This is a genomic window from Acinetobacter sp. TUM15071, from assembly GCF_008980925.1.
GTDB lineage: Bacteria > Pseudomonadota > Gammaproteobacteria > Pseudomonadales > Moraxellaceae > Acinetobacter > Acinetobacter dispersus.
The window spans coordinates 1-217 of sequence record NZ_BKGB01000103.1 but is presented as its reverse complement, the minus strand read 5'-3'; the positions used below and the strand labels follow the sequence as shown (position 1 = coordinate 217).

At 55.3% G+C, this 217-nt stretch carries 1 protein-coding gene; it reads right to left on the bottom strand.

Annotation, left to right across the window (positions count from 1 at the left end; genetic code table 11):
• A partial coding sequence (locus GBI66_RS19615) for a hypothetical protein (protein WP_171494364.1) occupies positions 1-217 on the bottom strand: 217 nt, incomplete at both ends.

Here is a 217-nt window from a genome sequence, read left to right as displayed (position 1 = left end):
TGGTGATGTCGACTGTGTAGCTCGCATCCGCAGTGGCGTTGCCCACGTTGCCTGCTGCATCGGTTGCTGCAATGCTGACGTTAATCACTGTGTCAGCATCAAGTACCAATTGCCCGCCGGCAACCGTTACTGCCCAGGTACCACCCGCTTGTACCGTAGTGGTCAAGTTAACGCCATTGACGTTCACGGTCACCACATCACCAACCGTGTATTCACC